Source organism: Nocardia sp. NPDC060259, assembly GCF_042728775.1.
Lineage (GTDB): Bacteria > Actinomycetota > Actinomycetes > Mycobacteriales > Mycobacteriaceae > Nocardia.
On sequence record NZ_JBHXAY010000010.1, the window covers coordinates 46423 to 71920 of the forward strand.

22 protein-coding genes are annotated in these 25498 nt (G+C 66.9%); 10 read left to right on the plus strand and 12 right to left on the minus strand.

Going from position 1 to position 25498, the window contains the following annotated elements; genetic code table 11:
- Nucleotides 1-124: 124 nt before the first annotated feature.
- Complete coding sequence (locus ACFWF2_RS06995; protein ID WP_379305434.1) at nucleotides 125-1243, minus strand: BTAD domain-containing putative transcriptional regulator; 1119 nt, start codon at nucleotides 1241-1243, stop codon at nucleotides 125-127.
- A 36-nt stretch (nucleotides 1244-1279) separates the two neighbouring features.
- Nucleotides 1280-2317: a class II fructose-bisphosphate aldolase gene (gene fbaA, locus ACFWF2_RS07000; protein WP_379305436.1), complete on the minus strand. Its 1038-nt coding sequence runs from the start codon at nucleotides 2315-2317 to the stop codon at nucleotides 1280-1282.
- A 157-nt stretch (nucleotides 2318-2474) separates the two neighbouring features.
- On the opposite strand from fbaA, the gene ACFWF2_RS07005 reads away from it, so the two are divergent.
- Complete coding sequence (locus tag ACFWF2_RS07005) at nucleotides 2475-3194, plus strand: DedA family protein (protein ID WP_379305438.1); 720 nt, start codon at nucleotides 2475-2477, stop codon at nucleotides 3192-3194.
- Nucleotides 3195-3198: 4 nt separating this feature from the next.
- Nucleotides 3199-3888 (plus strand): DedA family protein, encoded by a 690-nt coding sequence (locus ACFWF2_RS07010; RefSeq protein ID WP_379305440.1) that lies wholly within the window; start codon nucleotides 3199-3201, stop codon nucleotides 3886-3888.
- A gap of 3 nt (nucleotides 3889-3891) precedes the next feature.
- On the opposite strand, the gene ACFWF2_RS07015 is transcribed toward ACFWF2_RS07010, so the two are convergent.
- Together ACFWF2_RS07015 and ACFWF2_RS07020 are read right to left on the minus strand one after the other, a co-directional pair.
- The gene (locus tag ACFWF2_RS07015) at nucleotides 3892-4980 is read right to left on the minus strand and encodes a glycoside hydrolase family 76 protein (RefSeq protein WP_379305538.1); all 1089 of its coding nucleotides are present in this window, start codon (nucleotides 4978-4980) and stop codon (nucleotides 3892-3894) included.
- Nucleotides 4981-5181: 201 nt separating this feature from the next.
- Nucleotides 5182-5865 carry a TrmH family RNA methyltransferase gene (locus ACFWF2_RS07020; protein ID WP_379305442.1) on the minus strand — a complete coding sequence of 228 codons (684 nt, stop codon included), beginning with the start codon at nucleotides 5863-5865 and terminating at the stop codon, nucleotides 5182-5184.
- Nucleotides 5866-6008: 143 nt separating this feature from the next.
- Here ACFWF2_RS07020 and ACFWF2_RS07025 point away from each other — a divergent pair, with 143 nt between their 5' ends.
- Nucleotides 6009-6455 carry a hypothetical protein gene (locus tag ACFWF2_RS07025; RefSeq protein ID WP_379305444.1) on the plus strand — a complete coding sequence of 149 codons (447 nt, stop codon included), beginning with the start codon at nucleotides 6009-6011 and terminating at the stop codon, nucleotides 6453-6455.
- Nucleotides 6456-6465: 10 nt separating this feature from the next.
- Here ACFWF2_RS07025 and ACFWF2_RS07030 read toward each other — a convergent pair whose 3' ends face one another.
- The 8 genes from ACFWF2_RS07030 to clpB all read right to left on the minus strand — a co-directional run bounded on the left by ACFWF2_RS07030 (nucleotide 6466) and on the right by clpB (nucleotide 15350).
- Nucleotides 6466-7404 carry an alpha/beta fold hydrolase gene (locus ACFWF2_RS07030; RefSeq protein ID WP_379305446.1) on the minus strand — a complete coding sequence of 313 codons (939 nt, stop codon included), beginning with the start codon at nucleotides 7402-7404 and terminating at the stop codon, nucleotides 6466-6468.
- 67 nt (nucleotides 7405-7471) lie between these two features.
- Entirely contained in the window at nucleotides 7472-8170 is a 699-nt protein-coding gene (locus ACFWF2_RS07035) for a lysoplasmalogenase (protein ID WP_379305448.1), read from the minus strand.
- Nucleotide 8171: 1 nt separating this feature from the next.
- Complete coding sequence (locus ACFWF2_RS07040) at nucleotides 8172-9230, minus strand: beta-ketoacyl-ACP synthase 3 (RefSeq protein ID WP_379305450.1); 1059 nt, start codon at nucleotides 9228-9230, stop codon at nucleotides 8172-8174.
- Between the two features lie 68 nt (nucleotides 9231-9298).
- Nucleotides 9299-9862: an orotate phosphoribosyltransferase gene (gene pyrE / locus ACFWF2_RS07045; RefSeq protein ID WP_378853601.1), complete on the minus strand. Its 564-nt coding sequence runs from the start codon at nucleotides 9860-9862 to the stop codon at nucleotides 9299-9301.
- A 76-nt stretch (nucleotides 9863-9938) separates the two neighbouring features.
- Nucleotides 9939-10697, minus strand: coding sequence for an SDR family NAD(P)-dependent oxidoreductase (locus tag ACFWF2_RS07050; protein WP_379305540.1), 759 nt, complete (start codon nucleotides 10695-10697; stop codon nucleotides 9939-9941).
- A gap of 44 nt (nucleotides 10698-10741) precedes the next feature.
- Nucleotides 10742-11863, minus strand: a complete 1122-nt coding sequence (locus ACFWF2_RS07055; RefSeq protein WP_379305452.1) for a hypothetical protein — start codon at nucleotides 11861-11863, stop codon at nucleotides 10742-10744.
- Nucleotides 11864-11931: 68 nt separating this feature from the next.
- Nucleotides 11932-12714: a DUF5666 domain-containing protein gene (locus tag ACFWF2_RS07060; RefSeq protein ID WP_379305454.1), complete on the minus strand. Its 783-nt coding sequence runs from the start codon at nucleotides 12712-12714 to the stop codon at nucleotides 11932-11934.
- A gap of 62 nt (nucleotides 12715-12776) precedes the next feature.
- A complete protein-coding gene (clpB, locus tag ACFWF2_RS07065) occupies nucleotides 12777-15350 on the minus strand; it encodes an ATP-dependent chaperone ClpB (RefSeq protein WP_379305456.1) in 2574 nt (857 codons plus the stop codon).
- 252 nt (nucleotides 15351-15602) lie between these two features.
- On the opposite strand from clpB, the gene ACFWF2_RS07070 reads away from it, so the two are divergent.
- The 7 genes from ACFWF2_RS07070 to ACFWF2_RS07100 all read left to right on the plus strand — a co-directional run bounded on the left by ACFWF2_RS07070 (nucleotide 15603) and on the right by ACFWF2_RS07100 (nucleotide 24923).
- Nucleotides 15603-16592 (plus strand): NADP-dependent oxidoreductase, encoded by a 990-nt coding sequence (locus ACFWF2_RS07070; protein WP_379305458.1) that lies wholly within the window; start codon nucleotides 15603-15605, stop codon nucleotides 16590-16592.
- Nucleotides 16593-16622: 30 nt separating this feature from the next.
- Nucleotides 16623-17333, plus strand: a complete 711-nt coding sequence (locus tag ACFWF2_RS07075; RefSeq protein WP_379305460.1) for a DUF6882 domain-containing protein — start codon at nucleotides 16623-16625, stop codon at nucleotides 17331-17333.
- Between the two features lie 214 nt (nucleotides 17334-17547).
- Complete coding sequence (locus ACFWF2_RS07080; RefSeq protein WP_379305462.1) at nucleotides 17548-17862, plus strand: WXG100 family type VII secretion target; 315 nt, start codon at nucleotides 17548-17550, stop codon at nucleotides 17860-17862.
- A 337-nt stretch (nucleotides 17863-18199) separates the two neighbouring features.
- Entirely contained in the window at nucleotides 18200-22528 is a 4329-nt protein-coding gene (locus tag ACFWF2_RS07085; RefSeq protein ID WP_379305464.1) for a DNA/RNA non-specific endonuclease, read from the plus strand.
- 3 nt (nucleotides 22529-22531) lie between these two features.
- Nucleotides 22532-22984 (plus strand): hypothetical protein, encoded by a 453-nt coding sequence (locus tag ACFWF2_RS07090; RefSeq protein ID WP_379305466.1) that lies wholly within the window; start codon nucleotides 22532-22534, stop codon nucleotides 22982-22984.
- Nucleotides 22985-23037: 53 nt separating this feature from the next.
- Entirely contained in the window at nucleotides 23038-24237 is a 1200-nt protein-coding gene (locus ACFWF2_RS07095) for a hypothetical protein (protein WP_379305468.1), read from the plus strand.
- Between the two features lie 281 nt (nucleotides 24238-24518).
- The gene (locus ACFWF2_RS07100; protein ID WP_379305470.1) at nucleotides 24519-24923 is read left to right on the plus strand and encodes a hypothetical protein; all 405 of its coding nucleotides are present in this window, start codon (nucleotides 24519-24521) and stop codon (nucleotides 24921-24923) included.
- The last annotated feature ends 575 nt before the right edge of the window (nucleotides 24924-25498 follow it).

The window sequence follows — 25498 nt, forward strand, 5'->3', positions numbered from 1 at the left end:
GCGAATTCTGGCCAGACTCAGGGCAGGTGTCGCCTTGGGTCGGCGGTGCGTGCGGAGCGGGGTTAGCCCGTCCCCCACGAGTTACCCATGTGCTTGCGAGATCTGTGGGTAGCTCGTGCTGCGCCTACGAAACGGCGATAAACGTCAAAACCGTTGCGCCGACCCGGATGACATCACCGTCGGCCAGCAACGCACCACTGTCGATCGGCACCTCGTTCACGTAGACACCGTTGGCCGAGTGCAGGTCCTTGATCAGCAGTCCGGCGCGGCTCGGCATGATGTGCGCGTGGTAGCGGCTGGCTTTCGGGTCGTCGAGCACCAGCTCGTTGTCCGTCATGCGCCCGATCCTGATGCCGCCGTGCGGAATCGGGATGGTGCGGCCGTCGGCGAAGCGCAGGTTGCCGTTGCGGATCGAGCGCGGCACCTCGGTGACCGTCTCGGTCATCGCGGCGGCGAGCTGCTCGGATCGCTTGACCTCCACCAGATTCAGCGGTTCCTGCCGCAGCACCCGCTGTTCCAGCTCGATCAGCGCGGCGCCGGGGTCGATGCCGAGTTCCTCGGCCAGCACGCCGCGCACCCGCCTGCATGCCTCGAGCGCGTCGGCCTGCCTGCCGGACAGGTACAGAGCGGTGATCAGCTGACCCCACAGCGGCTCGCGCAGCGGGTGCTCGTTGGTCATCGAGACCAGCTCACCGATCACCGAAGAGGCGCGCCCACAGGCGATTTCGGCGTCGACACGGGCGGAGACGGCGAGCAGCCGCTCCTCGTCCATCGCGGTCGCGAAACCGTCGGCGAACTGCAGTCCGGCCAGGTCGGACAGTGCCCGGCCGGTCCACTCGCGCAGCGCCACACCGAACAGATTGGCCGCGCCGGGGTGGTCGCCCACCTCGAGGCAGCGCGAACCCGCCTCGCGGGCGTTCTCGAACCGGCCGAGATCGCAGGCGGTGTCCGGGATTTCGAGCCGGTAGCCCGCGCCCTCGGTCCGCAGGACCTGCGCGGAGTCGATACCGGCGTTGCGCAGCGCCTTGCGGATGTTGGAGACGAACACCTGCAGGCTGGCGGCGTAGGAGTCCGGCGGATCCTCGTTCCACACCATCTCGGCCAGCACGGCAGAAGACACCGCGCGCCGCCTGTTGACGGTGAGCGCGGCAAGCAGAGCGCGCGGCTTGGGCCCGCCGACCGCCACCGGCTCACCGCCGACCAGCAGTCGAACGGGCCCGAGCACACGGACATCAAGACTCATGAGCTCGGGCCCCGTTTGATTGTTGCGAAAAACCGATCAGGAACCCGACACCGAACGACCGGCCGAATTGAGGTCGTTGCAGGCCTCGACGACGCGATCGGCCATCGAGGTCTCGGCCTTCTTCAGGTAGCTGCGCGGGTCGTAGACCTTCTTGTTGCCGACCTCACCGTCGATCTTCAGCACACCGTCGTAGTTGGTGAACATGTGACCGGCGACCGGGCGGGTGAAGGCGTACTGGGTGTCGGTGTCGACGTTCATCTTCACGACGCCGAACCGCAGCGAGTCCTCGATCTCGGACTTCAGCGAGCCCGAACCACCGTGGAAGACGAAGTCGAACGGCTGCGCGTCGGCCGACAGGCCGAGCTTGGCCGCCGCGACGCGCTGGCCCTCGGCCAGCACCTCGGGCTTGAGCACCACGTTGCCCGGCTTGTACACACCGTGCACGTTGCCGAAGGTGGCGGCCAGCAGGTACTTGCCGTTCTCGCCCGCGCCGAGCGCGTCGATGGTCTTCTCGAAGTCCTCGGGCGAGGTGTAGAGCTTGTCGTTGATCTCGGCCTCGACACCGTCCTCTTCACCGCCGACGACGCCGATCTCGACCTCGAGGATGATGTTGGCGGCCTTCGAGAGCTTGAGCAGCTCCTTGGCGATCTCGAGGTTCTCGTCGATCGGGATGGCCGAGCCGTCCCACATGTGCGACTGGAACAGCGGGTTCAGGCCCGCGTTGACACGGTCCTGCGAGATCGCGAGCAGCGGACGCACGTAGGTGTCCAGCTTGTCCTTGGGGCAGTGGTCGGTGTGCAGCGCGATGGTCACGTCGTACTTGGCGGCGACCACGTGCGCGAACTCGGCCAGCGCCACCGCGCCGGTGACCATGTCCTTCACGCCCAGACCGGAGGCGAACTCGGCGCCACCGGTCGAGAACTGGATGATGCCGTCGCTGCCCGCCTCCGCGAAGCCCTTGATCGCGGCGTTGATCGTCTCCGACGAGGTGCAGTTGATAGCCGGGAATGCGAACGAGTGCGCCTTGGCCCGGCCGAGCATCTCGGCGTAGACCTCCGGAGTCGCGATAGGCACAGCAGTGACCTCCGTCTGTGGGGGAAGCGAAAAACCAATTCTGTCAGGCCACACCCTAAGTTAGGAAGCGATCGCGGGGTTCACCGGCTTGTTCCCCGCGCATCTGCGAACACCGCAGGACACTCATGTCACAGATCGGACCGGTACTGTGGGGGCCGTGACTTTGCTGGCGGTATCCGATGCGGTGACGAACAACCTTGCGTTGACCCAGTTGCTGGACCCGTTGTATCTGCTCCAGGAGACTTGGCTGAAGAACGCGGTTCTACCCGCCATCCTGGCGATCGTCTTCATCGAGACCGGCCTGCTCTTCCCGTTGCTGCCCGGTGACTCGCTGCTGTTCACCGGCGGCATGCTGGCCGCGCAGGGCAGCCCGAACATCTGGGTGCTCGTGCCGCTGGTCATCATCACCGCCTTCGCGGGCGATCAGTGCGCGTACTGGATCGGCCGTAAGATCGGGCCCGCGATCTTCCGCAAGGAGGACAGCCGCTTCTTCAAGAAGCAGTACATCGTGGAGACGCACGAGTTCTTCGAGAAGCACGGCCCCAAGACGATCATCCTGGCCAGGTTCGTGCCGATCGTGCGCACGTTCATGCCGGTGCTGGCGGGTGTGTCGAAGATGAGCTACCGCAAGTACGTGGCGTTCGACATCGTCGGCGCCGTGCTCTGGGGCGGCGGTGTCACGATCATCGGCTACTTCCTCGGCAATGTGCCGTTCATTCGCGACCATGTGGAAGCGATCTTCCTGCTGATCGTGTTCGTCTCGATCCTGCCCGCGATCATCACGGTCGGTAAGAAGGTCCTCGATCGTCGCGGCGCCGCGCCCACCGAGGCCGCGCCCGCCACCGAGCTGGCAGCTTCGACGAACGAGGCGCACTGATCACGTGACCGCAGTACCGTCGATTCACGCTCTGGGCAGCTTCGATCCGCTGATCTCGGCAGGCCCCGCCGTGGTCTGGACGGTGGTGCTGGTCTTCGTCTTCCTGGAGTGCGCGTTCATCATCGGGCTGTTCCTGCCCGGTGACTCCATGCTCATCACCGCCGGCATCGTGATGGCCTCGCATGCCAACGGCGAGGCCCAGGTGTGGGCGTTGTCGGTGGGCACCATGCTGGCCGCGATCGCGGGCAATCAGGTGGGGTATGTCGTCGGCCAGCGCACCGGGCATCACCTGGTCGCGCGCAAGAACGGCCGCTATATCAACACCAGGAATCTGGCGAAGGTCACCGCCCTGCTGGAGAAACACGGCTTCTTCGCCGTGCTGATCGCGCGCTGGATTCCGTGGGTGCGCACGCTGTGCCCGATGGTGGCGGGCGCTGCCAAGATGGATCACCGCCGCTACACCGTCGCCAGCACCCTCGGCGCGATCATCTGGGCGCCGGTGCTGCTGCTGATCGGTTATTACGCCGGCGAGTTCCTCGAGCAGGTGCCCTGGCTGATGCCTGCCGTGATCGGCATCATGATCGTCGGCCTGGTCGTCGGCACGATCCTCGGCCTGCGGCACTACCGCCAGGAGATGGCCAAGCCGGTCGAGGACTTCGATCTGGATCGGGCGGCCGCCGACGCCGACCACTGAGGGTCACAACCCCGCGGCGGTCACCTGGTAGGCGGCTTCCATCAGCATCCAGCCGGACAGCTGCACCGACAGGTCGCGTTCCGGCACGGCGGAGGCGGTCACCGAACCGCCCGCGGTGAACTTGCCCGCACCCGCCGTGCCGCCGGGTAAGCGGGCAGGCTTGCTCCAGTCGTGCCCGAACAGCGGCTCGCCCTCCACCTCGAGGCGGTTGGCCCAGGCCGCGGTGGCCGAGGCCTTCACGATGGCCGCCGCGATGCGCCGATCACCCTCCTGCTGCTTGCCTTCGCCGGGCAGCATCAGGGCGACGACCGCCAGGTAGCGGGCGAGGATGCCGTTGAACAGGCCGCCGTCCCCACCGCCGCCGCCGGAGATCACCAGCCGGGTGGTCATGTTCTCCTCGACCGCGGCCAGCAGCCTGCTGACCCGCTCGGCGTGCCGGTCGTCGTCGGTCTGCACGGCCAGTTCGGTCTCCAGGCCGAGCACAACGCCCTGGCAGTAGCTGAACACCGGACGCTCGATCTCGCCCGACGGCAGGTGGATGCCGTCGAGGGTCAGGCCGGATTCGGGGTCGCGCAGGGTGGCGTCGAGCCAGTCGGCCATCTCCTGCGCGCGCTCGACCCGGCCAAGGCGCAGCAGCGCGATGCCCGCCGGACCGTTGGCCGGTGCGTTGAAGAAGTCGGAGCGGAGCCGCCACGGGATGCCGCCGCCGGTCTCGGGAGCCCAGGCGCCGTAGAGCTGCTGCTCGAGCGCGACCAGGCCGCGGCGGGCCTCGGTCAGGTCCTGGGTGCGCTCGGCGCGTTCCAGCGCGATCGCGAGCCAGGCCATGTCGTCGTAGTAGCGGTTGGTCCAGCCGGTGAGATTGCGGATGCGGATGGCGCGGGCGATGGCGCCGATGCGCCTGCGGCGCGCGGGGGTTGGCACCCGGTTGGCGGCGTCGACCGCGATATCGAGCAGGTGCGCCTGCCACCAGTAGTGCCAGCCGGCGAACGCGCGCTCGCGCCGGGTCGCAGGCCAGCCGACGACACCCAATTCCGTTCCGGGACAACCCCACAGCATGCGCAGGTGCCGCGAGACGATCGCCGACTCGGCCATGTCGGCACGCTCGGACCACAACGCCGGAGTCGGCACGGATCCGGCGCGATCAGTGGGCTGTGGGCGCCGGCCGCTGCGCGAGGTCATGGGACCATGGTGCCAGTTGCCGCCCGGTTTTCGCGCCCGTTCTGTTACCGATTCGAAGCTGATTCGATCACAACCAGGCCGGTACACACATCAGGACGGTCAGGAACCGACCGGTCACCAGGCCAGCGAGAGGTCGGCGTGCTGGCGGATCCAGGCGTGCATGGCGATGCCGGCGGCGACACCGGCGTTGATACTACGGGTCGAACCGAACTGGGCGATCGAAACAGTCAGCGCCGCAGCGTCTTTCGCATCCTCGCTGACACCGGGGCCTTCCTGGCCGAACAGCAGCAGGCAGTCGCGCGGCAGCTGGGCTGTCTCCAGCGGGACCGCGCCGGGCACATTGTCGACCGCGACGACGGTCAGCCCCTCGCCTGCGGCGTACTCGCGCAGTTCGGCCAGATCGGCGTGGTGCATCAGGTGCTGGTAGCGGTCGGTGACCATGGCGCCGCGCCGGTTCCAGCGCCGTTTGCCGACGATGTGCACGGCGGCCGCCGCGAAGGCGTTGGCGGTGCGGACCACGGTGCCGATATTGGCGTCGTGGCCGAAGTTCTCGATGGCGACGTGGAAGGGGAAGCGGCGGGCGTCGATGTCGGCGACGATCGCCTCGCGGGTCCAGTACCGGTACGCGTCGACGACATTGCGCCGGTCACCCTCGGCAAGCAGCTGCGGGTCGTAGCGGTCGTCGGTGGGGGCGGGGGTGCCGTATTCCTGCTCCCACGGTCCGAGTCCGTACGGATGCTCGCCCCATTCGGTCGGACCCGCGACCTCGACCTCGGGCGATGGCACTGACTCGTTCACCCCGAGAATGCTAGGTGGGGCCCGGTCCGGCCGACGACCCGGCCGGGGCTGGGTACACCTGCGCGAATCGTGATCGCGAGGCCGCCGACGACACGAACACGCGACCTATCCTGGAACCGTAGGGCTCACGGGTGGTTGTCGGTATGGAGCACACGCGCATTGTTCAGGCGCTGACCTGCGTCGTCGCGATGTATCTTGTCGCGCTCGCGGTGTGGCTCGGCTGGCTCGCGCCGCACACACCGCCGGGGACGCTGCCCTATCAGGTCTTCATCATGGTCGGGCTCTTCGGCGCCGCCGCGGGCATCGCCATGGCGATCGCCTCGATGCCGACCAGAGCCGACCGGCAGCTGCGCAAACACGGCCTGGAAGGCTGGGCGCGCATCAACGGCGTGCGGCCGCTGACCCGCACCGATCATTCCAGTGAGCTCACCGAACTCGATGTCGAGCTGACGGTGCCCGGGTCCGACAGTTACCACGGCAAGATCGTGGTCGACGTGATGCCGGTGGACAAGCCACGGATAGCCATCGGGCAAACCATCCCGATCCGCGTCGACCCGACGGACCGGGACCGAATCATCCTCGTCCTGTGACTGTGTCCGCTCAGCCGGGGGCCGCGTCCAGGGAGGGCAGGGCGACGATCGGCTTGCCGCGGCGCAAGGTCCGCTGCCAGCGCTGCGGATCGAAGACGGCCGGTTGGGTGCTGTCGATGAACGCGCGGATCAGTTTCACGAAGCGGTCCGGGTCGTAGTGGTGCGGGAAGTGGCCTGCGCCCTCGAAGATTTCCAGCATGGAACCGGGGAAGGCGCGGTGCGCGCGTTCGGCGTGGCTGGAGGGGATGACGGTGTCGCGGGTGCCGCCGACGATCAGCGTCGGCAGATGCGCGGCCAGGTAGCCGCGGTCGAGCATGGTGATGGACTGGCCGCGCCGATCGGCGGCCGCGCGGATGGTGCGCAGGAACGCGTTGCGCGCCGCGGTGTCGGACAGCTGGCCGTAGAGCCGCAGCACATAGTCGGCATCCGGCCCGAGACCGAGCCCGCCGAGGCCGTGCACGACCGGGATCGATGCCCGCACGAACGTGCGCACCGGCCAGCTGGTCAACGCCAGCAGGCCGGGTCCGGCGCCGGGCAGCGTCGCCAGCCGGAACACCGGGTGCACCCCCGCGCCCATTCCGGCCGGGCAGACCAGCGCGAGCCGTTCCACCCGCTCGGGGAACTGGTAGGCGAACTGCATCGCGACGCCGCCACCGAGCGAGTGCCCCACCAGGGTGACCCGCTCGATGCCGAGCACGCTGAGCAGATCGCGCATCCCGTTGGCGTAGGCCGCCACGGCGTAATCCGCGCGCGGCTTGTCCGATTCGCCATGGCCGAGCAGATCGGGCGCGAGCACGGTGTAGTGCTCGGCCAGCGCGTCGAACACCGGCGCCCAGGTGCCCGAGCTGTCGGAGATCCCGTGGATGAGCAGCAGCGGCGGCCCCGACCCGGCCATCCGGAACGCGCGGCGATAGCCGTGCACCTCGATGAACTGCACCTGCCCGGTCATCTTCGAAGCGTGCGCGGCGGGTGTTGCGCGCGATGAACACTCAGGTAAGCGCTGTGTGACAGGGGTATCAGGCACCACGCGCTGGCGCGGCCACCTCGGGGTCCGTGAGCAGGTACTGGGCGGCCGCGTAGGTCGCCAGGATGACGCCCTCGCTGATTCGGCGGGTGCGGTCGTCGCGGGCGAAGAGGCGGCGGAGCACGATCAGGCCATCCGAGACCGTGAACAGCAGCGCGCCGAGACCTAATCGGCTTCGTGGGTCGCTATTCGGAATGTTCAGTCCCGCAATGTTCTTCGTGCCGGGTGACAGCGCGGGGTCCGATGCCAGGGTCGCCGCGGTGCCGAGGGTGGCGCCGTAGGCGGTGAGCGGGATCGCGAGGACCGGTGCCTTCGCGCGCAGCAGACCGGCCGCACCGGCCCACGCCACCAGGCGAGGTGCGGCGATCGCGGCGCGGGGCCGGGCGCCACGCCGCCACCACAGCAGCGAGTAGCCGGTCTGCATGACCGCGAACGAGGACGCGCCCGCGATCAGGCGCCGGTCGTCGTCGGGATCGATGAGCAGCACGTCACCGACGGTGGCCGCGGCCAGCGAACCGAGCAGGATCCGGCGCTCGGCCGGATCGAGCTCGACGCCGCTGGTGACGGTATCGGCCGCCAGCAGCGGCATCAGCAGCGGCTTGGTCAGCCATTGGAGCCGGTCGCGGCCGGTGACGGCACCGAAGACGGTGACCGCCGCCGCTGCGAGATAGCCGGCGCGCAGCGGTCGCACGTCAGAAGCTCGCTTCCTGCGGCGCGGGCGGCAGGGTGACGACCTGACCCGCGTAGCTCAGACCGGCGCCGAAGCCGAGCAGCAGCGCCAGCTGACCGCCCTTCGCCTTGCCGGTGACCAGCATCTCCTCCATCGCCAGCGGGATCGAGGCGGCCGAGGTGTTGCCGGTGTTCTCGATGTCGTTGGCCATCGGGATGCCCTCGGCCAGGCCGAGGTTCTTCTTCATCAGCTCGTTGATCCGCGCGTTGGCCTGGTGCGGGATGAACACCTCGATGTCCTCCTTGGCCACACCGGAGGCGTCCAGCGCCGCCGACAGCGCGCGCGGCAGCGTCACCGCGGCCCAGCGGAAGACCTTCGGGCCCTCCATCCGCAGCGCCATCTGGCCGACCAGCTCGACCTCGGGGTCGGTGCCCTGCATGTCCTGGGCGCGCTTCTGGAACGCGAGGAAGTCGATGTTCTGGGCGATGGCCTCGGCGTTCTCGCCGTCGCTGCCCCACACCGTCGGGGAGATGCCGTTCTCCTCGGCCGGACCGACGACGACAGCGCCCGCGCCGTCACCGAAGATCATCGCGGTGCCGCGGTCGGCCTTGTCCAGGCCGACGGTCATCGTCTCCGCGCCGATCACCAGCACGTAGTCGAACGAACCGGCCCGGATGAGGTCGGCGGCGACACCGAGGCCATAGCCGAAGCCACCGCAGCCGGAGGTGAGGTCGAAGGCGGCGACACCGTTGAGGCCGAGATCGGAGGCCACCGACGGGGCACCGTGCGGGGTGAGCTTGAGCCAGCTCGACGTGCACAGGACGACGGCGCCGATCTTCGTGCGCTCGATCGGGGTGTTCCTCAGCGCGCGGTCACCCGCGGCCACCGCGATCGACCGGATCGTCTCGTCACCGCTGATCCAGCGGCGATTGTGGATCCCCGTGCGGTCGAAGATCCACTCGGGCGTGGAGTCGAGTTGTTCACACACCTCGGCATTGCTGACGATGCGCTGCGGTCGGTACGCACCGATCCCGAGCATCGCAACGTTGTCACGACTCTTGTTTACTGCAATGCTCACCACAGGTGACTCACACGTCCTTCAGACTTTCCGGACGACCACATCGTCATCCAGGGTTACCGTTGTTCAGGCTAACTCAGAGCAAGGTCATCGAGACCGAGGATGGATCGATACTCCAGCCCCTCGGCGGCGATGACCTGGTCAGCACCGGTTTCCCGGTCGACAACGGTAGCGACGCCGACCACGATCGCGCCCGCGTCACGCAGCGCGCGCACCGCGGTGAGCGGCGAATTGCCGGTGGTGGTGGTGTCCTCGACGACCAGCACACGCTTGCCCACGATGTCGGGGCCCTCGATCTGACGCTGCATGCCGTGCGCCTTGGCCGCCTTGCGAACCACGAACGCGTCGATCGGGCGGCCCGCCGCGTGCATCACCGCCATCGCGACCGGATCGGCGCCCATGGTGAGCCCGCCGACGGCGTCGAAGTCCCAGTCGGCGACCAGCTCGCGCAGCAGCGAACCGATCAGCGGGCCGGCCTGGTGATGCAGCGTCGCGCGGCGCAGGTCGACGTAGTAGTCGGCCTCCTTGCCCGAGGACAACGTCACCTTGCCGTGCACGACCGCGAGCTCGCGCACGAGCGCGGCCAGCTGGTCGCGATCTGCCTCGGTGAGCGCCTGACGTGCCTGGTCGATCATCGTTTGCGTGTCCTTTCGGTCATGATCCGGGCCTATGGTTACGCTACGCTCCGCGTCCGGGCCCGACGCTCATGCCCTAGGTCCGTCCGCGCGCGTTGAAGAGTCCGCGATTCATGCGGGCCACCAGGGTTCGTGGGACGAAGCCCGCCACCGCGGTGAGCACCTTGTACTGCACGCCCGGCACGCTGATCACCCGGCCCGCGTCCAGGTCGTGCAGACACCCGTCGACGACCTGGTCGACGTCGAGCCACAGCCGCTTGGGCAGCGAGCTCATCTCGATGCCCGCCCGCTCGTGGAACTCGGTGTGCACGAACCCGGGGCACAGCGCCTGGATGCGGACACCGGTGCCCGCCAATCCACCCGCCAACCCTTCCGAGAAGGATACGACGTAGGCCTTGGACGCCGAGTAGGTCGACCCCCGTCCCGGGATCAGTCCGGCCACGCTCGCCACATTCACGATCGACCCGGTGGCCGCGGCGATCATCGCGGGCAACGCGGCCCTGGTCAGCTGCAGTACCGAGGTGACGTTGACATCCAGCTGAGCCTGCAGTTCCGCGGGCTCCAGGGTCCAGAACTCCCCCGAATGCGCGAAACCCGCGTTGTTGACCAGGAATTCCAGCCCCTTGGCTGCCCGATCGGCGACACGGGCGCGGTCGTCGTCATCGGCGAGGTCGGCGACGAGCACCTCGGTGGAGGTGGCGTAGCGGCGGCCGAGCTCGTCGGCGAGCGCGCGCAGACGCTCCTCGTTCCTGGCGACGAGCACCAGGTCGTAGCCGAGCGAGGCGAGGCGGTGGGCGAAGCCCTGCCCGATGCCGGACGTCGGTCCGGTGATCATGGCGACGGGGCGATGCGAGCCGGGCAGGCGAATCGGGCTGTCGGTCACTTCGGTACGGGACCCTGGTACGGACGGAAACCGGGGTGGAACGGTCCGCCGGGCTGACCCGAGTCGGCGTCCTCGTCGCGCGATGCGGGAGCATCGGCGCGCGGACGCGGTTCCGGGACGACCGCCAGCGACGGCCGCTTCGGCGGCTCACCGAGTGGACGACGGCCAGGGGCCGGCTGGTCTTCGAAGTCGGGATCGTCGAGGTCGGGGTCGTAGTCGTCGCCGGTGTAGGCCTGCGGTCGGCCCGCGGGTCCGCGACGGCCGAAGTCGTCCGGTTCGGGGGCTTGGGCGGCCGGGCCACGGCTGCCGTACGGCTTGTCGCCTCCGTAGCGGTCGTCGGGATCGGCGTCGTCGGGTCCCGGGAAGCGGGCGCGGCCTGGCTCGTCGTTGTCACCGGCGGCGGGACGCCCGAATTCGGCGGGCTCGCGGTCGTCGTCGTACTCGTCGCGGAAGCCCGCGCCCAGCGGCTCGTCGGCATTGCTGCGCGGACGGGTGTATTCGCTCGGCTCGGCCACCGGCGGCAGCACATGCAGCAGACCGGACAGGCGAAGCACCGCGTCGATCGCGGTCTCCCAGTCCTTGGAACCACTGCCGACGGGCAGCATGCCGAGAGTCCAGTTGCCCTCACTCCACAGCATCTGCACGGTGTCCGAGAGCGACTCGATGAAGCCGACCATCCGCTGATCGACCGCGTGCCTTGCGATCTCGGGATCGGTCGCGAACACGACCCTGTCGCCGATCGCGCCGAGCAGTTCCAGATCGTGGTCCTTCGGCGGCGACGCGGTCTTGAGCCGCATGTCGACGTCGATCTCGGAGCCGATCTGGCGGCGCACCGCCACCAGGGTCGCCGCGTCTTCCAGGTCGAAGAGCACGAACTTCTCGCCCTTGCGGATGCCGGAGACCACGTCGACCGCGGAGAGATAGCCGAGCTTGGCCAGCGCGCCACGACGCCACGTCGAGGCGAGCGCCGGCTCGACCGAGACGTAGGTATAGCCCTGGGACTTCGCCCAGACCTGGCGCGCGTGCCCGGTCCGCTGTCGCTGGACCCGATCGAAATAGAGCAGTACGACCGCACCAACGAGTGCGATCGCCGCCAACCCGAACCACATAGCCGTCATCGTCGCCTAGCCTATCCAGCCGTCGCCGTGATTGCCCGGCAGTGCCGGGCTTTCGACGCGCGGGTCGCTCATCGGGGGCCGCTTGGTAACGCCGTACTGATGATGATCTTGGCGTGGATCGACCCGTCTGGGTTCTTGTCGCCCTGCACCATAACCATGTCGCCGACGGGCAGCTCGCTCGCCTTCGTGCTGGTCAGCGAGATCACCTGGGTGGCATCGTCGATCAGCACCCGGACCGTCGACCCGCCGAGGGTGCTCATGGTGATCTCGGTGCCGGTGTTGGCGGTGATGCTGCCCATCGTCGCGCCGAGATCGTCGCCACCGCCGAGACCGGGCAGCCCGGGCAGGCCGCTCGTTGTCGGCGGCACGACCGGAGTCGTCTGTCTGCCGGTCGGCGGCACCAGGAATTGAGTGGTCGTCGGCGCCGCCGCCGTGGTGTCGTCGGACTCGCCGCCGCTGACGACCAGACCGGCCAGCACGCCGCCGACCGCGATCAACGCGAGGACGCCGAGGCCGAGCGCGATCCACAATCCGGTGTTCCGCCTCGGCGGTTCGCCCTGGTCACCGTCCTGCGGGCGGGGCGGGTAACCCGGCGGCGGTGCGCCCGGATAACCCTGGTCGTAGCCGGGGGGCGGTTGGTGCGGTGGTGGTTGCGCCGCGGGATATCCACTTTCGTAGGCACCCCATTGCGCGTCGTGCGGCGGCAGCGCCTGCGTCGGGTTCGACGGCTGCCCCCACTCGTCGAACCCGCCACCGCCGTACGGCTTGGTCGAATCCATGCCCGGCGAACCCAGCCGTTCGGTCGGCGAATCCTCCGGGCGTTGCCCCCACGGATCGTTCGGGTTCGTCATGAGCTCCAGCGTAGGACAGCGCGGTGCGTTGGGAGGTCCCTACGCACCGCGCTGTGGATATTTCACGAGCTGTGGACAACCTCGCGTCCGACGACCAGCTTGTCGGTGGCGTCGTCTACGCTCACCCGCACCGTGTCGCCGTCGGTGACCGCGCCGGAGAGCAGTTCCTTGGCCAGGCTGTCGCCGATGGCCTGCTGGATCAGCCTGCGCAACGGCCGCGCGCCGTAGGCCGGGTCGTAGCCGCGCACCGCCAGCCACTTCTTGGCCTCGTCGGTGACATCGAGCGTCAGCCGCCGCTGCGCGAGCCGCTTCTGCAGCTGCCGCAGGTTGATGTCGACGATCGATTCCAGCTGCTCGGCGTCGAGCGCGTGGAACATCACCACGTCGTCGAGCCGGTTGAGGAACTCCGGCTTGAACGCCCGGCGCACCGCCTCCATCACCTGGTCCTTGTCGCCACCGGCACCGAGGTTGGAGGTGAGGATGAGGATGGTGTTGCGGAAGTCCACCGTGCGGCCCTGACTGTCGGTCAGCCTGCCTTCGTCGAGGACCTGCAGCAGGATGTCGAAGACGTCCGGGTGCGCCTTCTCGATCTCGTCGAACAGCACCACCGAATACGGACGCCTTCGCACCGCCTCGGTGAGCTGTCCGCCCTGGTCGTAGCCGATATAGCCGGGCGGAGCACCGACCAGGCGAGCCACCGAGTGCTTCTCGCTGTACTCGCTCATATCGATGCGGACCATGGCGCGTTCGTCGGCGAACAGGAAGTCCGCCAGCGACTTCGCCAGCTCCGTCTTACCGACACCGGTCGGGCCGACGAACATGAACGACCCCGTCGGCCGGTTCGGGTCGGCGACCCCGGCCCGCGCTCGCCGCACCGCGTCCGACACGGCCCGCACCGCCTCTTCCTGCCCGACGACACGTCCGGCAACCTCGGTCTCCATCCGCAGCAGCTTCGCGGTCTCGCCTTCGAGCATCCGGCCGACCGGCACCCCGGTCCACGAGGAGACCACGTCGGCGATGTCGTCGGGCGTGACCTCCTCGTTCAGCATCACGTCGCCGTCCGCCGCCGCACCGGTGACCTGCTCGGCCGCGGCGAGTTCCTTCTCCAGCGCGGGGATCCGGCCGTAGCGCAGCTCGGCGGCCTTGCCCAGGTCACCGTCGCGCTCGGCGCGCTCGGACTCACCGCGCAACGTTTCGAGCTGTTCCTTCAGTCCGCGCACCGAGTCGATCGCGTTCTTCTCGTTCTGCCAGCGGGTGGTGAGGTGGCCGAGCTTCTCGCGGTCATCGGCGAGTTCGGAGCGCAGCTTCTCCAGCCGCTGCTTGGAGGCCTCGTCGGTTTCCTTCTCCAATGCGACCTCTTCGATCTCGAGCCGGCGCACTGCCCGCTCGACCTCGTCGATCTCGACCGGCCGCGAGTCGATTTCCATGCGCAGCCGCGAGGCCGACTCGTCGATCAGATCGATCGCCTTGTCGGGCAGGAACCGGGAGGTGATGTAGCGGTCCGACAGCGTCGCGGCGGCCACCAGCGCGGAATCGGTGATCCGCACGCCGTGGTGCACCTCGTAGCGTTCCTTGATGCCGCGCAGGATGCCGATGGTGTCGGCCACCGACGGCTCACCCACGATGACCTGCTGGAACCGGCGTTCCAGGGCGGCGTCCTTCTCGATGTACTTGCGGTACTCGTCGAGCGTGGTCGCGCCGACCAGACGCAACTCACCACGGGCGAGCAGCGGCTTGATCATGTTGCCCGCGTCCATCGCGGAATCGCCGGTGCCGCCCGCGCCGACGATGGTGTGCAGCTCGTCGATGAAGGTGATGATCTCGCCCGCGCTGTTCTTGATGTCGTCGAGCACGGCCTTGAGCCGCTCCTCGAACTCACCGCGATACTTCGCGCCGGCGACCATCGCGCCCAGGTCCAGCGAGATGACCTTCTTGTCGCGCAACGATTCCGGCACGTCGCCTTCGATGATGCGGCGCGCCAGACCCTCGACGATGGCGGTCTTGCCGACGCCGGGCTCGCCGATGAGCACCGGGTTGTTCTTGGTGCGACGCGAGAGCACCTGCACGACCCGGCGGATCTCGGTGTCGCGGCCGATCACCGGGTCGAGCTTGCCGGCGCGGGCGAACTCGGTGAGGTCGGTGGAGTACTTCTCCAGCGCCTGGTAGGTGGCTTCCGGCTCCGGGCTGGTGACCCGCGCGCTGCCGCGCACCGTGGCGAAGGCATCGCGCATCGTCTCCGGGCTCGCGCCGTGCCTGCGCAGCAACTTGGCGATCTCGGAGTCACCGTCGGCGAGCCCGACCAGCAGATTCTCGGTCGAGACGTACTCGTCGCCGAGCTCGGTGGCTAGCCGCTGCGCGGCGGTGAGCGCGGCCAGCGCCTCGCGGCCCAGCTGCGGTGTCGTGGTCGCCCCGGTCGCGCGCGGCAGCCGGTCGACGATGTCGCCCGCCTCGCGCTCGACTGTCGCCGGGTCGACTCCGATGGCCTTCAACAGCGGGGCGGCGATGCCATCGGTCTGATCCAGCAACGCCACCAGCAAATGCGCCGGACGGATCTCCGGATTGCCTGCCGCCGAGGCGGCCTGAAGGGCGGCGGTCAGCGCCGCCTGTGTCTTGGTGGTGGGATTGAACGAGTCCACAGATCTCCTTGGGTGTGTCCGGTATCGACTGGTTCAACGCGCACAAAGTTGAGTCTGTTCCGCTCAACTCCAACTTTTCCCGATGGACGCCGGAATCGGTGTTCACGCTACGCCGCGACACCACCGAAGACGATCAATCACCGCACGTCGCAGCCCTGCCCACCTAAGATTGCGCAACGAGATGCTCGATCTGCCGCAACCCGTTTCGCGGCGCGCTCGACGACCACCCGGCTCCACCGACACAGGAGACATATGCGCGCGATCGTGGTTCAGAAGTTCGGCGCCACCCCTGAATTGGCCGACGTGCCGGTGCCGGAGCCGGGACCAGGTGAGGTGCAGGTCGCGCTGGACGCGGCGGGGGTCAACCCGTTCGACCTGAAGATGGCCGACGGCATCCTCGAGGGCAAGATGCCCACCGATTTCCCGATGATCCTCGGCGTGGACGGCGCGGGCACGATCTCGGCGATCGGGCCTGGCGTGCGCGCGTTCGCCGTCGGTGACCGGGTGGTCGGCAAGTTCCTCACCGCGCCGGCCGGCCACGGCAGCTGGGCCCAGTACGCGACCCTGCCCGAGGACGCGACCCTGGTCCCGATCCCCGACGGCGTCACCTCGGTGGCCGCGGCCGCGCTCCCCGTCGCCGGCGTCACCGCCCAGGACCTCGTCGACGCCGCCCAGATCCGGCCCGGCCAGACGGTGCTGATCGTCGGCGCGACCGGCGGCGTCGGATCCTTCCTGGTCCAGCTGGCCAATATGGCGGGCGGCCACGTCATCGCCACCGCCCGCGGCGACGCCGCCGACCAGGTCGCCCGCCTCGGCGCCACCGAAACGATCGACTACACCAAAACCCGCCCCGCCGACCCCGACGTCGTCGACCCCGACCCGGCCACCAGCCGCGACTCCAGCGTCACCGGCGCCGTCCGCTTCACCCACCCCGACGGCATCGACGTCCTCTTCGACCTGATCAGCGGCCCCGCCGATTTCGCCTCCCACGCCACCCTCGTCCGCCGCGGCGGCCGCGCCTACTCCACCACCTGGGCCGCCGACGAAAACTCGTTGCACGAGCACGACATCACCGGTGGCAACTTCGAATCCAAGGGCCGCGGACCAGAACTGACCCGCCTGCTCACCCGAGTCGCCTCCGGCGATGTAGTGGTACCGGTCGAAGCAACAGTCCCCATGGAAGCCGCCCCCGCCGTCCTCGGCGCCGGCAGCGCCCGCGGAAAGACCGTCCTCGCAATCTGATTCGCCGTTTATCTCGGTACCCTCGCCACCATGTCTGGAGTGACACTGGCGAACCTGTTGGACGATGCGGCCCTGTTCTCGTTCGAGCATCAACTGCATCTGATGGACGTGGTGGGGGATCGCCCGTGGAGCGTCGACCTGCGTGCGGGCCGGTTCACCTTCACCGGTGAGCAGCCGATCGAATGCTCGGCCGTCCACCTGCTCGGCTCGGCCGCCCCCGGTCCGCAATCCTGGCTGTGGTCGTGGGGCAATCCGGCCGGCTACCCGGAGACCGTCACCGGCCTGGCCCAATCGGCCCGCGACTTCGGAATCCACCACCGCATCAGCGAACTCGCGAACGTGGAAGTCCCCTTCGCCGCCCTACCCGGCACCCCAACCCAGGCCGAGGGCGCGGTGAACACCTTCATGGACGCCTGCAAAGCGATCTCCGGTGCCTGGACCGCCTACAACGGCCCCGTGGGCGGCGGCACCCGCGCCGCATTCCTCATCGAACACCCGCTCTTCCAGCTCCCCGCACCCGCGGCACCGCGCATCACCCGAGTCCTCCAGCAGGGCCTCACCGAATTCCCCCTCAACGACCACCGCCGAGCCCTGCACGCCTACGCCAACCACCGCGGCCTCACCATCACCTGGTCCGCCGACTACACCCAATCCACCGTCACCGGACCAGGTTTCACGGCCACCCTGACCTTCGACGAGCTGGCGCGAACCAAGAGCATCGACGTGCAGATGGGGCACTGATAGCGAGCGATCGACTATCGAGACATAGCGCACAATCGGGATCCGCGGTCTGATTCGAAACGTCCAATATCTCGACAGCATTGGTGCCGAGAGTGGGACTTTCGATGATCGACGAGCTGCCCACGGCGGTGTGGGCTGAGAACGACGTGGCGCGTACCGAGAGGGGACCGGCGTCGGATTCGTTGGCGCCGAAGCCTTTCCGGGGACTGCTGCCGTGAGTTCGATCAACGCTGATCCCGCTGCGCTACGCAGCACGCAACCCTCGTTCGACGCTGTCGCATCGACCATCACCACCGCGGTCGACAAGCTGGCGGCCGCCCTCGCCGCCGAAGGCGAGTGCTGGGGCGGTGACGAGATCGGGCAGGCGTTCGCCCAGAACTACACGCCGGGTGTGGAAAAGGGCAAGACATCGGTCACCAATCTGGCGAAATCGATGACTCAGCTCGGGACGAACATGGTCACCATCGCCACCAAGTTGTCCGAGCAGGACACGGCGACGGCGGCCCAGCTGAACCAGACCGGCACCTGACCGCGTGGGAATCGAAATCCCCGATTCGCTGCAATGGGTAGCGAAATACATTCTCGGCGCCGGTGATTGGCCCGAAGGCGACGAAACCGCCATGCGGCGAGCCGCCGACGCGTGGACCAGCATGGCGCAAACCCTCAACAGCGTCGACGACGAGGCGGCCAAGGCGCTCAACTCCGCGCTGACCGCGTTGTCCGAGGGCGAGACGCACAACGCGCTCGCCGCCTACCGCGACAAACTCCTCGCCGGTGACGAGGCCGCGTTCACCGCGATCCGCAAATGGTGTGAGAAGCAGGCCGAACTCCTCGACGACGGCGCCAACGACATCGAGCACACCAAGATGGTCATCATCGGCACGATGATCGTGGCCGCCGTGGAAATCGGTGTCGCACTGGCGACCTCGTGGACCGGCATCGGTGCCGCCGCCGGTGTAGCCGCGCGGATCGCGGCGCAGGTCGCGGTGCGCATCGCGATGAAATCACTGCTCACCCGGATGATCGCCCGCGGCATCGCCAAGGCGGCGGCCCGAGCGGCACTGCGCGGAGCGGCGTTCGAAGCGCTCGAAGAAGGCGGGATCGACGGCATCGCGCGCACCATCCAGGTCGCCAACGGCGACCGTTCGATGGACGAATTCGGCTGGTCCGACCTGGGATTGGCGACATTCGGCGGCGCTGTCGGCGGCGCTGTCGGCGGCAGCCTCGGCAGCAAGCTCGACGGTGTCGGCGACGGCATCACGTCCGGGCTGGGCAAGCTCGCCGCGAAGACCGCGACCGGTGCGGCCACCGAACTCGGCGCCGACCTGTCCGCCCAGGTCGCCTCCGCCGGAGCGGCATCCCTGTTCATGGGGCAGGATTTCAACCTCGATATCGGGGTGGACACGTTCACCAGCGCGGGTGCCGGTGGTGTGCAGAGCGCGCTGGAATCCAGTGGTGGAAACGGGAACTCGCCCGCGCCGACTGTGCCCGAATTGGGCGATGATGTGCCCGGCGATACCGACGCGCCCACGACACCTGCGGGCACTGGTGAGCCGGGCGATTCGGCACCGGAGCCGACTTCACCCGCGTCGACGGGTGATCCGGGAGCCACCTCTCCCGCGTCGACCGGAGCAGGGACGCCGTCGGCGGCGGAGGGCAACGGAACTCAGGCCGATGGGGCGGGAACGCCCTCGTCACCGGGTGAGGGATCGCCCTCGACCAATCCCGCCGGGACGGGACAAAGCGGCGATCCAGCCAGCGGCACTCCGTCGAATGACGGCCCAGCCGACAGCCCCAACACACCCAGCGACGGGGCTCCGAGTTCGCCGTCTGATTCCGGTGCACCGGACAACCCGAGCGGCACGCCGAACTCCCCGAGCGAGCCCAGTGGAACACAGCCTGGCACCCCCGCCTCGCCTGCCGATTCGACCCCCGCACCGAACACCGATTCACCCGCCACGCCAGCCGAATCGAGTCCTGGACGGTCGCCGCAGGGCGACACCACTCCTACAAACCCGAGTAACCCCGGGGCCCCCTCCACACCGAGCGACAACGGAAATGCCGCGCCTCCCACGCCGAGCGATGGCGGAAATACCGCGTCGCCCGCGCCGAACGATGGCGGAAATACCGCGTCGCCCGCGCCCAACGATGGCGGAAACACCGCGTCGCCCGCGCCCAACGATGCCGGAAACACCGCGTCGCCCGCGCCCAACGATGCCGGAAACACCGCACCTGCCGCGCCGAATGATGGCGACTCGACCGCGCCTACCTCGACCCCCAGCAGCGGCAACCCCAGCACGCCTGCCAGCCCCGCGACACCAGCCGAATCCCCCTCTCCCACTTCAACCGGTCAGCCCAGCACACCGGCTGCACCTTCCCCCAGCCCGTCATCACCGGACCTTCCGCCAGCCGACACCCCGTCGACCACGCAGCCGACCGCGCCCACCACGCCGACTGATTCATCCCCAGCCCAGCCGAATTCGACTCCGCCGTCCAACCCCACATCTACTGCGCCCGTCAACCAGCCGACGAACACGGCCGAACCGGCCTCCACCACCCCGAACCCCAGCACCAACCCGTCGACCACGGTGCCCGGAACGACTCCGCAATCCGGCAACCCGTCGACTGCGGCCGTAACGCCGACGACGCCGACGCCAGCCGACCCCAGCCGTCAGAACCAGTCGACCGACACAGACACCACCGCGGCCGCGACAACAACTGCTCCGTCCCCGACAGCCACGACACCCACCGCACCGACAACGACGACGCCCCCGCCGTCCACTGCCGCAATACCTTCCAACCCCGCCTCCACGTTCCCTGGATCGACCCCGCCGATCGGCACCACTCCGGTCACGCCGCCGACGAATCAGCCGGCAACGACGAATACTCCACAGTTGTCCACAGGCAACCAGTCGAGTGCACCGCCACGAGACACGCCAAGCCCCACCCCCACACCGACATCAACTCCGGCAACGACGCCTACTCCAGCCACTTCCCGGCCGGGGAGCGGCACTGCCGATACCGAGCCGGAACGATCAGCCTCGCCTGCACGCATCGACACCAATTCGCCTGCAGCCACTTCGACGACCCCGTCAGAATCCAACCCCGCAACAAACCCGGCCCGGCCTACCGACCCCACAACCCCGACCGACACCCGGCCGACCCACAACACCGATCTCACCCCGCAACAACTGGAGAACGCCAACCGCGCCCGCCAGGCCCGCGAATCCCTACGCCCGCTCTCTCCAGAAAACAACCAAGCCCTACAGGTAAACCCCACCACCGGCCGCCCCTACCTGAGCGCCAGCTACCCGAACGCCCTCGGCGCACCGGTCCGCGTAGTCCGCGTTACAGCAGCCGTAACCAGCTCCCCCACAACATCACCCGACACCGTCGCCACCATCACCGACCGCACCCAACTGGCCACCGACCACACCTTCAACCAAGGCAGCCAATTCCCCCTCGGCGACTGGCTCATGGTCGACGTCGTCCCCACCACCGACCCGACCACCGCCGACCTCACCATCGACGCCGACACCGACCCAACCCTCACCGACCTGGCCAACACGGTCCGCACCAACCTCGGCCTACCACCGAGCTCGACCCCAACTCTGACCCCCGACGACATCAGACAACTCGGCGCCGACATCTCCCGAGCCGACCTAGCCAGGTCCACCACCCCGTCCTGGGCAGACCAACACACCGATTCCACCCCACCCCCCACCGACTCCACTCCCAGGCCCGAGACCGACACCGACACCGACACCACGGTCGACCTCGACGCCATCCACAACCAGTTCGCCGAAAACACCCCCGCAGGCGTCTCCCACCACCGCGGCGACCCCACCATGGGCGACCTCCCCCACCGAGTCCCCACCGACCCCACCCGCTTCACCGCCGACACCCACATCACCCCCGACGGCCAAGCCCGAATCGGCCCCCACACCCTCACCCCCGAGCAATACGGCGACCTCCTCCGCCGCTCCGGCTGGGACGGCGTAACCCCCATCCGCCTAATCGGCTGCGACGCCTCCTCCAACGGCTTCGCCGACCGCCTGGCCCAGCACCTGGGCGTCGAAGTACTCGCGCCGACCCAAGCAGCGTGGACCGACAGCAACGGAAATGTCTTCAGTGCCAGCGGAACGGTGAATCCAGACGGCACGCGAAGTCCGACAATGCCGCCGGATGGACAATGGCAAACGCACCGGCCCGACGGCACCTCCAAGCCGGAGGGGCCCAACTCGCACGCGCCTGGGACAACGCCGACGGCTTTGACACCCGAGACTGCAGTCGACCGAAGTGTCTTCCATCGGTCCGATCGCAATCCACCCAACGACTACACCGCGCTTGCGGGCGATCGACCAATCGAACACATCCGCCCACCGGATCGCCGATCACCTGCCAAATCGAGGCCATTCGGCCGGAAGCGTGGTGGCACATTCGCCAACCCGCCCGCGCCTGAACGGCTCAGCCCGAACACCGCATACCGGGTAACCGATCGAAAAGGTCGAGATCGCGGATTGTTCATCACCGATGAAAACGGCGATATCACCGAGGTTTACACAGATTCGGGTGATGCAGAGCTAGAGGGCTTCAATCCGGACCTCCGGATGCCATTGCCCAACTGCACGTACACCGTCGACGGTGGCCGGTTCACGTACACCACCGACGAGCACGGGCGAGTGGTACAGGCAAGAGGACGACTCGAACTGGTTGACTCCCTCGACTCCAGACGAGGACCTCGACAAGCCGATGTCGGCAATATCGGAGAAGCCGAGATCGAACAGATCAACCAGGAAGCTATCGACGCATTCAAGGAACTCTACGATCGGGAGCCCACTCCGCAGGAGGTGGCCCTATACCAATTGGTCAATTTCGACGGCGGGCATCTCTTCGCTACTCAATTCGACGGTCCCGGCGAGGAAATAAACATGGTTCCAGAATTGAGTAATCTCAACAGGCTGATCGGCGAAGGCCGAACCGCCATGGATAACTGGCGTGCACTCGAAATAGCGATCGGAAACGAACTCTCCAGAGTTCCGCCACCCGTGATCCACCTGACAATCGAGCTGACGTACAATCCTTCTCGAACGGACCTTACACCGATATCAATACAACCCACCATACACATAGACGGCGTGCTCCGGCAGCTCGGAGCACACAGCTATCCGAATATGCCACCATTTCAGGAGTGAACAGTGCAGTACGTATCGATGCCCCCGTTGGAGAGAGCTACGATCATGCGCTCGATCGGGGTGGATATGGTCTCGGCTGCACCGCCTGAGTGGAAACAACTGCGTCTGGTGATGGAGGCTACGATCGAGTCATATCGGCATAGCTACGAAGTTGTCGGCACGGACGGCACCGTGGACAAGTCTCGATTTCTCGCCATGCCATCTCAAGCAGAACGTGTCGCCGCGCTCCGGATCGGCATGTACGAGGCCGGGAAGGGTACCTGGTTCACCATGACGCTCACCGTGACGGACAGTGGTGAATACGATGCTTCGTTCGACTATGAGTCACCCCCACATCTGGGTTCTCCGCTGCCGAACCGAGTGTTTGAGTCAGACCTGAGAGCATTTCCACGTGATCCTGCACATATTCCGGCATGGCTAGCCGATGCATTGATCGAGGCCGGAAACCAAAACTGATTCGGTTTCTATGGCGAATTCGATTGTACTGATGCCGGATGAAAGGTAGATCCGTGACGATACCTGGTCGACCAGACCCACGCGACCCAGCAGCCGTGTCGGCTTGGCGAGAGTCCTTCGCCGAGGACCTTCACGAAGAGCTGTACGAGATAGTCACAGAGGACGCGCCTGATGACTGGGTCCAGATATCCTTTCGCGCGAGGACATTGATCGGTAACTACGGCTATGACGCAACTGCCGTTCTGAATGATGGCTCCAGAAGGGAATTTGATCCGAGCCTGGAAGCGCTCGAAATGTTGGGAGACCTTCGGCCCCGTATGAATATGGCACCATTCGGAGTTTGGTTCTCGGTGCACTACACTGTGCACAGCGACGATCGCTGGCAGCTGCTGTTCGACTACGACGACGCCCCTTTCGACCCAGCACTCGCAGCTGAGTCATACGCTGACGACTTCGACTTTTTTCCTCGCGACATCGAGTTCGTCCCGGATTGGCTGAGGACCCAACTGTCCGCTGCGCGAACACCTCCGGACTGGTTCGTTCAACCGCGGCCTGATGGATCTCGGCTGCCACGACGCAAGGTGGACCGCCCCACGCGGATCCGACCCGGGACGAATCTCATCGGTCACCAAGATCTGACAGTCCCCGAACGAGTCCCGCTCAATCCGCCACCTGCCGCGCCCTCAGCGCTCCCAGCCATAGCCATCGAGGGTGCAGAATTCGACAAGACGACGGTCGACCAGCTGGTCGCTGTCGGCGAACGTCTGCGCGGCGCCGCTCCGAACGGCTGGTCGAAGATCAGATACTCGTTCAGTGAGGTCGACACCTCCGCATCCAGGCAATTTCAGTGGATTTCCGCCGGGGGCGAAGCGACGGACTACGAGCCGAACAAGTCCCTGCTGAGCTTCGCCACACAGGAAGAGGGCAGGAAGGCAATCGCAGCCAAGAAGTGCCCACCCAGGCCACTCACAAACTGGCGTGAGCCAGAGATATTCGCCGTTTTCACCGCACTGCGCACGAGAATGTACGTGCCCGGGACCGGCACCTGGTTCACCGCCGTATACACCCTGGACAACTCAGGAGACGTGACCCTCGAGTTCGATTACGATGGCGAACCAGATTTCTTCCCACGTCTAGTCAATGGCATATATCTCCTAGACCAGCAACGCTACCCTCGAGCTTCGGCACATACACCAAAATGGCTGCAGCACAAGATTGATCGAGCACAAGAAGATTCACTTGGGTTCTCCTAGCCGGAGGATACGAGGAGGAAATTCAACAATGGCCAATTGGCCACCGCTCAGCCCGGTAAAACAGCAGGAAAAGCTTGCAGATATCACCAGAGATATCCTCGAGACTCTCTCCGAAGGATGGACACGGCTCGTTGTCCGCGCAATGATGATCGGCCCCCAAGCCGAGTCTGATACTGGCATCAAGATGGCGGAAATACGTTCGCACGTAAGGCTTACGGAATCGAATCCGCCGACTTCAAAAACTATCGCGAGTAACAGTTCCGATCAGACCAGGAGGATTCATGACAGACATCGATGAGGCCGAAGTCACCACAGAGCTGGTGGTTGCTACCGGGGAAGCTGCCACGCTCGGATATCCGGACTGGACGTACGCGGTATCGACGAGGGTCCAGGCTGTACAGGGAGTCGGCACCTGGATTGTCGTCGCCTACCGTGCGGACGAAGGAGCCGTTGTCAGCCTGTTCGACCACGTTGAGGTGGACCGCCGTGTACAGATGTCTACAGACAAGTTGCTCACCGCACAGGGTGAGGAGTGCATGGGAATAAAATGCACTGTAGCGCGATCCGGAAAGTTCCGGATCGAATATTCATACGATATCGACGAAGCAATCAAGTGGGCAAATCAGGTCTTCAGCGGTCTCGAACCTGCTGAACTCGTGGAAATACTTCGCCCACAGGATCTTTGATCAATGCGAAAGACGAGGATACGCGACCGATGGGCGACGTAGCGGTCTCGGCGCATCGAATCCGGGAAGCACTCGCCGACAGAGGTTTCGAGCTTCCTCGGCGGCGCGAGAACCATGCCGCTACCCGATATGAAGAGCTGACAGGTGTTCCAGCTCCGGCAGAAGCGATCGCGTTGTGGTCGGTTCTCGGCGGCAGAGACATCTTGGGGATGTGCTTGGAGAGTCCCCAGTCGGCTGGAGAACTATGCGACGCCCGCGCCAGCGAAGCGGAGTCCTTCGGCCCCGGCGTACCATACGCGAGACTAGACGGGTCAGCCCAGGGCGCGGCGCGCATGGTGTGGTGGGACCGCCGGTGGTGCCCACTCCTGGCCACGGCCGACGAAGCCGTCGCAGTGGACTCTCATCCAGGTACTGTCGGCCATGCCGGGCAAGTTTTGTACTGCGATTTCGAGGTGAGCTCCGATCGAGAAGCCGTCTGGGCGTCGACAGTCGAGTTCCTCCGCGACGTTCTGACAGTGGTCTCCTCAGATGCGCTGGTGGTGAACAACGGATTCGGAACCATGGCACATGCTGAC

Coding starts and splice junctions, on each gene's coding strand:
- ACFWF2_RS06995 (WP_379305434.1), bottom strand. CDS start 1,243: ATGAGTCTTGATGTCCGTGTGCTCGGGCCCGTTCGACTGCTGGTCGGC.
- ACFWF2_RS07015 (WP_379305538.1), bottom strand. CDS start 4,980: ATGGCCGAGTCGGCGATCGTCTCGCGGCACCTGCGCATGCTGTGGGGT.
- ACFWF2_RS07025 (WP_379305444.1), top strand. CDS start 6,009: ATGGAGCACACGCGCATTGTTCAGGCGCTGACCTGCGTCGTCGCGATG.
- ACFWF2_RS07030 (WP_379305446.1), bottom strand. CDS start 7,404: ATGACCGGGCAGGTGCAGTTCATCGAGGTGCACGGCTATCGCCGCGCG.
- pyrE (WP_378853601.1), bottom strand. CDS start 9,862: ATGATCGACCAGGCACGTCAGGCGCTCACCGAGGCAGATCGCGACCAG.
- ACFWF2_RS07050 (WP_379305540.1), bottom strand. CDS start 10,697: ATGATCACCGGACCGACGTCCGGCATCGGGCAGGGCTTCGCCCACCGC.
- ACFWF2_RS07055 (WP_379305452.1), bottom strand. CDS start 11,863: ATGACGGCTATGTGGTTCGGGTTGGCGGCGATCGCACTCGTTGGTGCG.
- ACFWF2_RS07060 (WP_379305454.1), bottom strand. CDS start 12,714: ATGACGAACCCGAACGATCCGTGGGGGCAACGCCCGGAGGATTCGCCG.
- ACFWF2_RS07070 (WP_379305458.1), top strand. CDS start 15,603: ATGCGCGCGATCGTGGTTCAGAAGTTCGGCGCCACCCCTGAATTGGCC.
- ACFWF2_RS07075 (WP_379305460.1), top strand. CDS start 16,623: ATGTCTGGAGTGACACTGGCGAACCTGTTGGACGATGCGGCCCTGTTC.
- ACFWF2_RS07085 (WP_379305464.1), top strand. CDS start 18,200: ATGGTCATCATCGGCACGATGATCGTGGCCGCCGTGGAAATCGGTGTC.
- ACFWF2_RS07100 (WP_379305470.1), top strand. CDS start 24,519: ATGACAGACATCGATGAGGCCGAAGTCACCACAGAGCTGGTGGTTGCT.